The sequence below is a fragment of the Nocardia sp. NPDC055002 genome (genome assembly GCF_053608825.1).
The window spans coordinates 398,112-409,418 of sequence record NZ_JBSGWE010000001.1; the positions used below are offsets into that span (position 1 = coordinate 398,112).

Annotated in this window: 11 protein-coding genes; 4 read left to right on the forward strand and 7 right to left on the reverse strand. The window is 66.2% G+C overall.

The window, feature by feature from the left end; all coding sequences use genetic code 11:
* Positions 1 to 90 precede the first annotated feature (90 nt).
* Entirely contained in the window at positions 91 to 1,248 is a 1,158-nt protein-coding gene (locus tag ACWF99_RS01935) for a fatty acid desaturase family protein (RefSeq protein ID WP_452534055.1), read from the forward strand.
* Between the two features lie 421 nt (positions 1,249 to 1,669).
* Here ACWF99_RS01935 and ACWF99_RS01940 read toward each other — a convergent pair whose 3' ends face one another.
* Positions 1,670 to 2,851: an epoxide hydrolase family protein gene (locus ACWF99_RS01940; protein WP_452534057.1), complete on the reverse strand. Its 1,182-nt coding sequence runs from the start codon at positions 2,849 to 2,851 to the stop codon at positions 1,670 to 1,672.
* Positions 2,852 to 2,932: 81 nt separating this feature from the next.
* Here ACWF99_RS01940 and ACWF99_RS01945 point away from each other — a divergent pair, with 81 nt between their 5' ends.
* The 3 genes from ACWF99_RS01945 (at position 2,933) to ACWF99_RS01955 (ending at position 6,871) form a co-directional block, all read left to right on the forward strand.
* A complete protein-coding gene (locus ACWF99_RS01945) occupies positions 2,933 to 3,508 on the forward strand; it encodes a CGNR zinc finger domain-containing protein (RefSeq protein WP_452534059.1) in 576 nt (191 codons plus the stop codon).
* A 91-nt stretch (positions 3,509 to 3,599) separates the two neighbouring features.
* Positions 3,600 to 5,084, forward strand: a complete 1,485-nt coding sequence (locus ACWF99_RS01950; RefSeq protein ID WP_452534061.1) for an FAD-dependent oxidoreductase — start codon at positions 3,600 to 3,602, stop codon at positions 5,082 to 5,084.
* Between the two features lie 131 nt (positions 5,085 to 5,215).
* The gene (locus ACWF99_RS01955; protein ID WP_452534063.1) at positions 5,216 to 6,871 is read left to right on the forward strand and encodes an AMP-binding protein; all 1,656 of its coding nucleotides are present in this window, start codon (positions 5,216 to 5,218) and stop codon (positions 6,869 to 6,871) included.
* Positions 6,872 to 6,891: 20 nt separating this feature from the next.
* On the opposite strand, the gene ACWF99_RS01960 is transcribed toward ACWF99_RS01955, so the two are convergent.
* The 6 genes from ACWF99_RS01960 to ACWF99_RS01985 all read right to left on the reverse strand — a co-directional run bounded on the left by ACWF99_RS01960 (position 6,892) and on the right by ACWF99_RS01985 (position 11,191).
* Positions 6,892 to 7,032, reverse strand: coding sequence for a hypothetical protein (locus tag ACWF99_RS01960; RefSeq protein WP_452534064.1), 141 nt, complete (start codon positions 7,030 to 7,032; stop codon positions 6,892 to 6,894).
* A gap of 151 nt (positions 7,033 to 7,183) precedes the next feature.
* Positions 7,184 to 7,957, reverse strand: a complete 774-nt coding sequence (locus tag ACWF99_RS01965; RefSeq protein ID WP_452534066.1) for an SDR family NAD(P)-dependent oxidoreductase — start codon at positions 7,955 to 7,957, stop codon at positions 7,184 to 7,186.
* Between the two features lie 73 nt (positions 7,958 to 8,030).
* On the reverse strand, positions 8,031 to 8,861 hold the full coding sequence (locus tag ACWF99_RS01970) for an SDR family NAD(P)-dependent oxidoreductase (protein WP_452534068.1): 831 nt from the start codon (positions 8,859 to 8,861) through the stop codon (positions 8,031 to 8,033).
* Between the two features lie 8 nt (positions 8,862 to 8,869).
* Complete coding sequence (locus ACWF99_RS01975; RefSeq protein WP_378629135.1) at positions 8,870 to 9,364, reverse strand: nuclear transport factor 2 family protein; 495 nt, start codon at positions 9,362 to 9,364, stop codon at positions 8,870 to 8,872.
* Between the two features lie 167 nt (positions 9,365 to 9,531).
* Positions 9,532 to 9,951 carry a beta-sandwich lipoprotein gene (locus ACWF99_RS01980; protein ID WP_452534070.1) on the reverse strand — a complete coding sequence of 140 codons (420 nt, stop codon included), beginning with the start codon at positions 9,949 to 9,951 and terminating at the stop codon, positions 9,532 to 9,534.
* A gap of 13 nt (positions 9,952 to 9,964) precedes the next feature.
* Complete coding sequence (locus ACWF99_RS01985) at positions 9,965 to 11,191, reverse strand: PucR family transcriptional regulator (protein ID WP_378629139.1); 1,227 nt, start codon at positions 11,189 to 11,191, stop codon at positions 9,965 to 9,967.
* Positions 11,192 to 11,307 lie beyond the last annotated feature (116 nt).

The window sequence follows — 11,307 nt, forward strand, 5'->3', positions numbered from 1 at the left end:
GCGCACACCACCGAACCAACCCCTCGAGTTCGTATTCTCACCTGGACCGCGCCCGGCGCGCGGCACCGGAACAGGGGTTGAACACAGCAGATGGCAATATCTGACGTCGAGGCGTACACACATCTCTCGCCGACCGACATCGAAGAGTTCGGGCAACGCCTGGACGCGTTGCGCAGGCAGATCGAATCCAGCCTGGGTGAACGCGACGCGAAATACATCAAGACAGTCATCCGCGTTCAGCGAGCGTGCGAGATAGCCGCCCGGCTCGTGCTGATCGACTCGGGCCGGAAAAGCAGTTGGTGGTGGGGGACAGGCCTGCTCACCTTGTCGAAGGTGCTCGAGAACATGGAGATCGGGCACAACGTCATGCACGGCCAGTGGGACTGGATGAACGACCCGGAAATCCACTCCAGCACCTGGGAATGGGACCATTCCATGCCCGCCGCCCATTGGAAGGAAGCGCACAACTACCGCCACCACGTTTTCACCAATGTGCTCGGGCTCGACCCCGACGAAGGGTACGGGCTGCTCCGGATCACCCGTGACCGGCGCTGGCGTCCGTACCACCTGGGCAACTTCGTCTACCTGGTCCCCGTGTCACTGCTGTACGAGCTGGGTATGTGCGTGTACCACCTGGAGATCCCGCGCGTGCTGGCGGGCAAGAAGGACAAGAAGAAGTTCCGGCAGGCGCGCGACGAAATCGCTCAGAAGGCCGGTAAGCAGCTGCTCAAGGACTACGTGATCTTCCCGGCGATGACCGGTCGGAACTGGAAATCGACGATCCGCGCGAACGTCACCGCCAACCTCACCAAGAATGTGTGGGAGCAGATCATCACCTTCTGCGGACATTTCCCCGACGGCGCGGAGAAATTCACCAAGCGCGATATCGAGGGCGAGACCCGTGGCGAATGGTATCTGCGCCAATACCTGGGCAGCGCGAATATCGACGTCGGTCCCCTGATGCGCATCCTTTCCGGCACACTCAGTCATCAAATCGAACATCACCTGTTCCCGGACCTGCCGAGCAACCGGCTGCCCGAAATCCAGCGTGAAGTGCGCAAGCTCGCGGCCGAATATCGCCTGCCGTACACCACCGGCAGCCTGGTCCGTCAGTACGCGCTGACCTTGCGCACGATCGCCAAACTGTCGTTGCCCGATAAGTACCTCACCGCCGACGCCGACAACGCGCCGGAAACCAGCTCCGAAAAGGCCACCGAATCGCGCCGACTGACCCCGGTTCTGGTCTGATCTCCATGGCGCACCGCATCACGGCGAAAAGGCGATGCGGTGCGCCATCCAGGTACCCTCAGTAGTTTCGTCACTGTGACGAAATGGGGTCGGGAAAGTGGGAGGGGGAGTGCCGGGTTTCGGGCAGCCGGCCCGGTTTGCCGAGGATACGGGCCCAGATTCGCCGATAAGCACATTCAGGGCGAACGGTCATGAATCCGCCGAACCGAGAATTATCCGGATTCGTCAGCGTTCCTTCGGTGTCCCAAAATTTGGCTAGTCGAGCTTGCAAGTACCGAAGCGTCGGCACACACACGCGCGGCAATGCCGAGAAGCGACAGTGAGCGCCTGTCAGCATGTGATGCAACTAGGCATGCACCGCAAACAACTGCAAAAACCCCTTCCGACAGGCCGCCTTCAAACGCCGATAATGCACATTATGTCAAGTAGTCCCTCTGCTGGCGGCCAATACAGCTGCGAGACCTTCCCGCAGATCCTCGACGAAGGACTCGGGAGCCTCGAGCGACGGGAAATGTCCCCCACTGTCGGGCGATCCCCAGTGGACGATCTGTCGATACCGCTCCTGTGCCCAGACCCGTGGACACTTCTCGATGTCACGTGGATACATGGTGATCGCCGACGGGACGTCGACGCGAAGTTCGGGATCGAGCGAATTGTGGCTTTCGTAGTAGATGCGGGCTGCCGATGCGCCGGTCCGCGTCAGCCAGTACAGGGTGACGTCGTCGAGAACGCGGTCGATGGAAAGCGTCTCGAACGGGCTGTCCTCGGTATCTGTCCATTCGGCGAACTTGTCGAGGATCCAGGCCAGGAGCCCGACCGGTGAGTCGACGAGCGAGTAACCGATGGTCTGTGGCCGGGTCGCCTGCTGCTTCGCGTATGCCGCGCGGTGGCGCCAGAAATCGCGAGTCTCCTCGATCCACGCGCGCTCGAGGTCTGTGAGCCCGTCTGTCGTCAACCCGGGCGGTGCCTCCGCGAACGTGGAGTGGATACCGAGAACATGCTCCGGGAATCTGCCACCGAGAACCGTGGTGATATTGCCGCCCCAGTCGCCGCCGTGGGCCACGAACTCGCGGTAGCCGAGCCTTCCCATGAGTTCCACCCAGGCTGCCGCGATCTTCTCGGTCCCCCACCCGGTGGTGGCCGGCTTGTCGCTGTAACCGAAGCCGGGTAGCGAGGGAACGACGACGTGGAACGCCGGCGCGTTCGCGTCGTTCGGATCTGCCAGTTCGTCTACTACATCGGTGAACTCGGCAATGCTGCCCGGCCAGCCGTGCGTCATGATCAGCGGCGTCGCGTCGGCTCGCGTGGATCGGCGGTGCAGGAACTGGATTCCCAGATCGTCGATGGTTGTGCGGAACTGGCCGATCCGGTTGAGGCGCTCTTCGAACGACCGCCAGTTGTATTCGGTGCGCCAGTAGTTCACGACCTCGGCGAGATCGGCGAGCGGGACCCCCTGCTCCCATCGGCGCGGGTCGGGTGCGGCGCGATAGACCGTCTCGGGCTCCGGTAGTCGTGCCGCGGCCAGTCTGGCGCGCAGATCGTCGAGGTCGGCGTCGGTTGCGTGGGCGTCGAATGCTTGCACGTCGCGGGTGGGACTGGGCACGAGACCTCCTGCACTTGATGAACCGGCTTAGACGGTTCTAACATGACCGGACGTCAGCGTGCAACCGGCTAAGGTGGTTCCATGCATGCTGAGTTCCCTGACTTCCGCCTCGGCACCGTGCTGGCGACCAGCTTCACCGCGACGCTGACGGAGCGCTCCGGCGACCCTGTGGAGCGCATCCCCACGCCGCAGCGGCTCGTCGACTGGCTCGCGGTGAGCGGCCTGGCCGTGAACTCCTGCACCACCGCCCAGCTCGAGCTCGCGCGGGAATTGAGGGAGGCGATTCACCTCGCCGCGACAGCCACTGCGGTGCACGACACTCCCCCGGCCGCCGCAGTCCGAGTCATCAACGACCGCAGCATTCAGGGCCGCGCGTCAGCGGTCCTGACGCCAGAGGGCAATCGGCACTGGCTACTCAACTCGGATTCCTGCGTCGAAGACGCACTGGGCGTGATCGCCGCCGATGCGATCAGCATCCTCGCCGGCGAGCGCGACGGAAAACTGGCTTTGTGCGCATCGCCGACCTGTCGAGCCGCCTTCTTCGACACCAGCCAGAGCCGCACCCGCAAATGGTGTGACATGAACACGTGCGGGAATCGTCAGAAGAAGGCACGATTCAATGATCGAAAAGCAGGGTTGCCCGTAGCGAGCAGGTGATCAGCAGACGGTCTCCCGGTGGATGGACACTCCCCCGCCCGGCGTGCGCGAGAACTCCTTAGCGTGCGCAGCACAGCGGATGGGAGTTGTAATGAGCACACACAATTCGGTGGCACCCGTCGATGCGGGCGATGTCGAGCAGGTCGACTGCGAAACCGATGTTCTGATCGTTGGCTACGGGTGCGCGGGTGCGGCAGCGGCGCTCGAGTCGTCCGCCGCGGGCGCTGATGTCATCGTGCTGGAGAAGCTGGGTGGCGGCGGCGGGTCCTCCGCGCTGTCCGGTGGAGAGATGTATCTGGGCGGCGGCACCGAGGTCCAGCGGGCCTGCGGGTTCGACGACACCGCACAGGACATGGAAGCGTTCCTGCTGGCCGCGCTGGGGCCCGACGCCGACCGGGACAAGGTCGGCCTCTACAGCCGTGAGAGCGCGCGGCACTACCAGTGGCTCGTCGACCACGGCGTCCCGTTCAAACCTTCCCTGTGGGACTCCCCCACGTGGGTGCCGCCCACCGACGACGGTCTCATGTGGATGGGCGAAAAGGCCTGGCCCTTCGCCGATCTCGCGAAGCCGTCGCCGCGCGGACACCGGGTCACCTCCGACGGTTTCGGTGGCAAGGTGTTGATGCAGAAGCTGTTCGAGGCCGTCGCCGCGACCGCGGTGACGGTGCACACCGATACCAACGCGATCCGGCTCGTCACCGAAGCCGGACGTGTGGTCGGTGTCGTGGCGAAGCAGTACGGCCGGTACTACACCTACCGTGCTCGACGTGGCGTCGTGTTGACGACGGGCGGGTTCGCCGACAATGCCGCGATGGTGGCTCAGCACGCACCGCAGCTGGTCGGGCTCGGCGTCAACAGTGACGGCGGTGACGACGGGCGCGGCATCGTCATGGCACAGGCCGCGGGTGCGGCGGTGCGGCACATGTCCGCCGCACAGGTCGGGATCTCCCTGATTCCGGGGATGATGGTGCGCGGCATGATCGTCGACGACCTCGGCAGGCGCTTCATCAACGAGGATGTCTATCCCGGGCTCGTCGGCCAGGCCGCGCTGTTCAAGCACGGCCTGAAGGTGTGGGTGATCCTGGACGAACAGGCCTACGAGGAAGTGCCGGAGAACGAGCGGTGGGGCGTGCAACCGCATTTCGTGGCCGAGACTCTCGACGATCTCGAACAGCAGATCGGGATGCCGCCCGGCGCGCTGGCGACGACGGTCGCCGAATACAACCGGCACGCGGCTGACGGGCAGGACCCCTACTTCCACAAGGCGGCGCACTGGTTGCGGCCGCTGCGGTCACCGTTCGCCGCGATCGACGTCCAGCGCGGCATCGCTCCGCCCGAGTACGGCGAAGCGGGCCGTGGCGGCGCTGAGGTGTTCACCATCGGTGGTCTGCACACGACGGTCGACGGCCAGGTTCTCGACTTGGACGGCGCACCGATCCCGGGTCTGTTCGCCGCGGGCAGAGCAACGTCGGGCTTGCATTCGTGGGGCTACATCAGCGGCACGTCGCTCGGTGACGGCACCTTCTTCGGTCGCCGCGCCGGTGTCGCCGCGGCCGCGCCTGCCGCGTCGTCCTGAACCGAGTCGGCGGCTACCGAAACAGGGAGTCTCAGCATGGCGATCCTCGAATCCGGGTTGGATCGGCTTGTCGTCGATGATCATTGTGTGGTGAACGAGGGTTTCCTGAAACAGATCTACCCGGGGTCGGAATGACGGGCGTGCGCCGGGCGGATATCGCGTCCATGCTGCTCGACCGGGTCGGCGACCAGCGACTCGGCCTGCGCACCCGCGATACCGAGTGGAGCCGGGATGCGGTGGTCCGGGAGTCGGCTGCCCGTGCGGAGCTTGCCCGCACCCTGCGCCGTGACGGCCCGTTCCATATCGGGGTGCTGTTGGACAATGTGCCCGATTTCGTCTTCTGGCTGGGCGCGGCGGCTTTGGCGGGTGCGACGGTGGCGGGTCTCAATCCGACCCGGGGTGATGCCCAGTTGGCTGCCGATGTTCGGTATGTCGACTGTCAGCTGATCGTCACCGATGCCGTGGGGATGGCGCGGTTGCGGCAGTTGGAGCTCGATCTGGCCGAGGATCGGTTCCTGCTGGTCGATGATCCCGGCTATGGCGCCCGGATCGATGCCTGCCAGGTGGAGCCTGCGGCGGTGGGTGGGCCGGACTCGTTGCTGCTGTTGCTGTTCACGTCCGGCACCACCGGTGCGTCGAAGGCGGTGCGGTGCACCCAGCGCCGACTGTCGGTGGTCGCGTACGCGGCGACGGCGAAGTTCGGGCATGTGCGCGAGGACGTGGACTATTGCTGTATGCCGCTTTTTCACGGCAATGCGATCATGGCGTTGTGGGCGCCTGCGTTGTCGGTCGGTGCGACGGTCTGCCTGACGCCGAAATTCTCTGCGTCGCAGTTCCTTCCGGATGTTCGGTACTTCGGGGCGACCTATTTCACCTATGTCGGCAAGGCGCTGGGGTATCTGCTGGCCACGCCCGAAACCGCAACGGATTCCGACAATTCGCTGGTGCGCGGATTCGGTACCGAGGCGTCGGTGGCCGATCAGGACGAGTTCCGCCGCCGCTTCGACGCGAAGCTGTTCGAGGGATACGGCTCCAGCGAGGGCCCGAGCCTGGCCGCCCTGGATCCGGCCGCACCGCCCGCTGCGCTCGGCAGGCCGGCGCATCCCGGTGTGGCGGTGGTGAATCCGGATTCGTTGCGGGAGTGCGCGCGGGCCGAGCTCGACGAGTACGGCCGGGTACGCAATCCTGATGAGGCCATCGGGGAGATGATCGACAAGGCCGGTGCGCTCGCGTTCGAGGGCTACTACAAGAACGAGGTCGCTGATGCCGACCGCCTCCGCAACGGCTGGTATTGGACCGGGGATCTCGGCTATATCGACACCGGCGGATTCCTGTACTTCGCCGGCCGCAAGGGCGATTGGATCCGGGTGGACGGCGAGAACACCTCGGCGCTGATGATCGAGCAGGTTCTGCGCCGCTATCCCGCTGTCATCGCCGCCGCGGTGTTCGGGGTGCCCGATCCGCGTTCGGGCGATCAGGTGATGGCCGCCGTCGAGGTCGCCGATCCTGGCGGTTTCGATGTCGACGCGTTCACCGAATTCCTCTGTGCGCAGTCCGATCTCGGCGGCAAAGGTCTCCCCCGGCTGCTGCGCGTCTCGGCGAATCTGCCGGTGACGGGGTCGAACAAGGTGCTCAAACGCGACCTGCAACAACAGGCGTGGCGCACCGATGAACCGGTGTATCGGTGGGTGGGGCGTGGCCGGCCGGTCTACGAGCGCATGATCGAGGCGGACCGGCAGGCGGTCGAGTCGGAGTTCGCCGCGCACGGCAGGCAGCGCATGCTGTGATCAGCTCTGCCTGCGAGGCCTCAGGTGAGTAGCCGGATCAGACCGCCTGCCAGGTAGGTCACCTGGTCGTCGAAGAAGTGGATCAGGTCGTCGGCGCTGGGGATCGCGCCGCGGCGGTGGTTCCATTCCTCGGCTCGGCTCAGTGCCTGGAGGAAGACCATGAGCGCGGTGGTCCAGCGCTGTTCGAGCCGGATCGGGTCGATGTCGGGAAAGATGCGCCGATATCGTCGTCGATCCGGCCGAGCGGAGCCCGGTCTTTCCGCGGACTGACTCCCACCGGATGCGGGCAGACCGGGTCTGCCCGCATCCCGTTCAGATGCCGAAACCGCCGGAGACCGACAGTTGCTGGCCGGTGATGTACCCGGCCTGTTCGGAGGCCAGGAACACGCAGGCGGCGCCGATGTCGGCCGCCGTGCCCCATCGCTTCATCGGCACGAAGCGGCGGGCTTCGGCCTCCCAGGCCGCGTCGACCACACCCGCGGCCTTCAGTTCGAGGAACATGCCTGCCTCGATGACTCCGACCAGCACCGAGTTGGCGCGGATATTGTGCCTGCCTTCCTCTTTCGCGATCCCGCGGACCAGCGCCTCGTTGGCGGCCTTGGGCAGCACGGACAGACCGTCGAGCCGGGGCCACCACCGATCACCGGCGGAGCCGAGGTGGATCACCGAGCCGCCGCCGTGTTCGCGCAGATGCGGTAACACGGCGTGCACGGCGGTGAACATGCCGAGCGCTTCCACCTCGATCGACTGCCGGTAGCGGTCGGGTTCGGTGTCGGCGAGGGTGATCTGGTCGACGACCGGGCCGGCACCCCACACGAGCGTGCGGATCCGTCCGTGCTCGGCGATCACCTCCGCGATCACCCGGTCGACGGCGGCCGCGTCGCGGACATCGGCCTGATGGGCGCTGGCCCGCACGCCGAGCTCACGCAATTCGGCCACGGTGGTCTCGGCGACGGATTGTTTGCTGCGGTAGCAGATCGCCACGTCACCACCCGCCCGTGCGAAGTCCGCGGCGACGGTTCGGCCGAGGCCGCCACTGCCACCGAAGATCAGCGTGACACCGTCGAGAAGAGTCAGTTGCATCATGGGGGAAAGCTAGCGGCGCCGCGTCTTTCGCCACATGCGGGTCTCCCGCACAGCGGGAGCCACGGCTCCTGCCTCAACGGACGCCGAAGAGCGCGCCGCCACCGAACGCCGCGCGATGTGAGACCGGTTGTCCGCCATCGAGATCGGTGATCCCGTAGTCGACGGCGGCCTCGGCTGTGATCACCGTGCTACCGCTGCGCGTGCCGACCTGTGGATCGGTGGCCAGGGCCAGAACGACCCGGCCGACGAATTCCGGTGTCTCCGCGCCGGCGATCGGGAACCCCTCGATGTCTTCGACACCCATCGCCAGTACCTGCTCGGTGCGCACGATGCCGGGCCACAGCGACAGCGTGCTCACGCCGGTGTCGCGCAGTTCCACGGCCATGTCGGCCGCCATCTTGTCCAGGCCGGCCTTCGACATTCCGTACAGCACCGAGTGCAGGTAGCCGCGGGTGCCGAACGAGGAGATGTTGGCGATGACGCCGCTACCGCGAGGCACCATGAGCCGTGCCGCTTCGACCGAGGCCACGTAGTGCGCCCGCAGCCCGACACCGATCAGGGTGTCCCAGTCGGCGACGGGCCGTCGCCAGAACGGATCACTGAATCCGGCGAAACCGTCGGGATTGGCCCAGACGTTGTTGACCAGCAGGTCGAGCCCGCCCTGTTCGGCGGCGATGCGGGTGAACACCGCGGCGATCTGTGCGTCGTCGCGATGGTCGCAGCGCACGGCGATGCCGGCGCCGCCGCGAGCGCTCACCTCGGCGGCCGTGACCTCCAGGGGGCCGCCGTCACCTTCGGTGCCGCGCCCGGTCAGATACACCGTCCAGCCCGCTGCGCCCAGTGCCAGCGCGATTCCCTTGCCGACGCCACGGCTGGCGCCGGTCACCAGAGCGATCTTCGACATGTCCGCTCCTACTGCGCGATCCGGGTGGCGTCATCGAGGGGGCGGGTGATCGCCCACAACTGGTGGAACGTGCACGTCGCGATCTTCCAGTGCCCGTCCTGCACCCGGTATTCGTCGGCGTACTCACCGGTGGCGACGGTTTCGGTGCGCTCGATCAGGTTGACCTGGCGAAAGCGCAGCGTCCACCGGCCGCTGGCTGTGCCGTCCTCGCGCACGGTGATGTCGGGGTGCACGCCGTGGTGCATGTCGAGGATCGCGTTCTTGCCGTCCACCTGCTGCAGCGCGATCGAGGCGAAGACCGCGGCCATGCCGTCGGCGTCGGTCGTACCGAGCGTGCCGTAGTCCAGCACCGAGCCGGTCGCGACGAAACAGTCACGGAACCCGACCGGGTCTTTGGCGTCGCAGGCACGGAAATAGCGGTGCTTGAGCGCGGTGATCGACTCGATCGCCGCCAACCGTGCGAGGTGGCGGGCCAGGTCGTCGGGCGGCGGTGTTGCAGACATCGAGCTCCTCGGTCGAATCGACAGATCAGACGTGAAGGAGCTCGAAATGGCCGTGAGCGTCCGCTTTCTCTCCTACGTCTCGCGGCCGCCACCGTATGACCCGAACTCGGTCACCGGGTGCCTGCGTTCCCGCTCATCGGGAACGCCCGCGGGTCTGTGTACCACCATCAGGGGCGGTCGACGTCGGGAATGATGACCTCGGGCTTGAAGATGACCTTGTAGTGGTAGGGACTCACCTCGGCGGCCTCGAGCTGTTCGACGAAGTAGCTCACGTTGTCCGAGAGCCCGAGAAAGTGCTTCTTGTATTCCTCGTCGCCGGTCTTGCACGTCACCTCGAGCTGGTTGTTCTCGTCCTTGATCGAGCATTTGCCCTCGATGGACAGCAGGTACTTGTCGGTGATCCCGTTGAAGAACACCACGCGACGGTTGATCTTGAACTGGTCCGATTCCTTGGACAGGTTCTTGGACACCACGTCGGCGTCGCTCGAGCACCCGGTCACCGCGATGGCACCCGCGAACAGCGCCGCGACAGCGACGAGCTGGTCACCGACCCGATGGTCGCGCCCGGCCTGCTGTGCGTCCCGCACAAACCAGCTGGGCTCAGATTGTCCGAGTCAGGACATGGGGATACCAGCGGCAGATGCCCAGGGCGAAGCGTAGTTCGAAGGTGTCGGTGTCGACAGCGATGCCGTAGCGACCGGTGACCTGTTGGATGCGGTACTGCACGGTGTTGCGGTGGACGTCGAGGACGCGGGCGGTGCGCGAGTAGCTGGCGCCTTCGGCGAGAAACACCTCGAGGGTGTGGCGCAGCAGTTCCACTTTGGCGCTGTCGCCTGCCAGCGATCCGAGAACGCGGTGGACGAGGCCGGTCAGCTCGTCGGGATCGTCGGACAGCAGCGCGAAGGGTGCGATCGTGTCGTAGTCGACGACGGTGGGCGCGGTCTCCCCGGCCGAGACGACGAGCGCCTTGGCTCGTGCCGCGCCGCGGGCCGAGCGCCGAAAGCCCGGCAGTCCCTCGCCGACCGGCCCGAGCGCCACCCGTATCGGCAAGCCGGAAGCCTCGAGCTGGGCGGTGAGTTCCTCGACCGCGCACGGTTGCCCGGTCGGGAACCACAGGCACATGGCGCGGTCTCCCGACGCGGCGACCAATTCGGCGCCACCGGTGCCCATCGCCGCGGCCAGCAGCTGTCGGGCCTGCTCGAGCGCGCGCACCGCCTCCGCGCCGGTGACCGTCGACCACACTTCGGCCGCGTGGTGCCACTGATCGAGTCGGTAGCCCAGCGCTTCCTGGGCGGCCCCGACATCGACGTCGTCGTTGTCGAGCAGCCGCGCGATCCATTGCTGGCGTGCGGCTTGGCGGCTGCTGAGCCAGCGGTCCCGTTCCGCCTCGTAGATCCGACCCATCGACGAATTGAGCCGATCCAGGTAGGTGCCCGCGAACTTGAGCAGTTCGGCGATCCGGGCGGGCTGGTCAGGGCCGGGAACGGCCAGGACGAGCCCGATCGCGGCATCGAGGATCCGGTACTGCCCGAGCCCGTAGGCGCGCAGCAGGATCGTCAGCGGCACACCGCGCCGGGCCAGCCGTTGGGCATAGGCGGCGGCCCCGGGGGGCGGGCCGGCGGTGGCCGGGTCGATACCGTTCGCCAGCACGTACTGCACGGCGGCGATGTTCTCGGCGATGCTGGCGGCGCGCATCTCGGCCAGATCGGCGGCGACGTCGTTGAGCGGGATCATCTGCTCGGTCACCCGGATGAGGTCGGCGGTGATGGCGTCGACGCGCGGGCCCAGTGCCTGTCCCACCCACACCAGGGATCCGTATGCCGCCATGCGCGCTTCCGCCCGTTGAACAAAAACCGTCGACGGCATTGTGCCATCCGCACAAATTTCTGGTCGATTCGGTCTCGGCGTCGATAAACAAACCGGTCATGTGGTCGTGACAGCGT

Excerpts from the sequence above, each read along its gene's own strand:
- ACWF99_RS01935 (WP_452534055.1), top strand. The coding sequence starts at position 91 with ATGGCAATATCTGACGTCGAGGCGTACACACATCTCTCGCCGACCGAC.
- ACWF99_RS01945 (WP_452534059.1), top strand. The coding sequence starts at position 2,933 with ATGCATGCTGAGTTCCCTGACTTCCGCCTCGGCACCGTGCTGGCGACC.
- ACWF99_RS01950 (WP_452534061.1), top strand. The coding sequence starts at position 3,600 with ATGAGCACACACAATTCGGTGGCACCCGTCGATGCGGGCGATGTCGAG.
- ACWF99_RS01955 (WP_452534063.1), top strand. The coding sequence starts at position 5,216 with ATGACGGGCGTGCGCCGGGCGGATATCGCGTCCATGCTGCTCGACCGG.
- ACWF99_RS01960 (WP_452534064.1), bottom strand. The coding sequence starts at position 7,032 with ATGGTCTTCCTCCAGGCACTGAGCCGAGCCGAGGAATGGAACCACCGC.
- ACWF99_RS01965 (WP_452534066.1), bottom strand. The coding sequence starts at position 7,957 with ATGATGCAACTGACTCTTCTCGACGGTGTCACGCTGATCTTCGGTGGC.
- ACWF99_RS01970 (WP_452534068.1), bottom strand. The coding sequence starts at position 8,861 with ATGTCGAAGATCGCTCTGGTGACCGGCGCCAGCCGTGGCGTCGGCAAG.
- ACWF99_RS01975 (WP_378629135.1), bottom strand. The coding sequence starts at position 9,364 with ATGTCTGCAACACCGCCGCCCGACGACCTGGCCCGCCACCTCGCACGG.
- ACWF99_RS01985 (WP_378629139.1), bottom strand. The coding sequence starts at position 11,191 with ATGGCGGCATACGGATCCCTGGTGTGGGTGGGACAGGCACTGGGCCCG.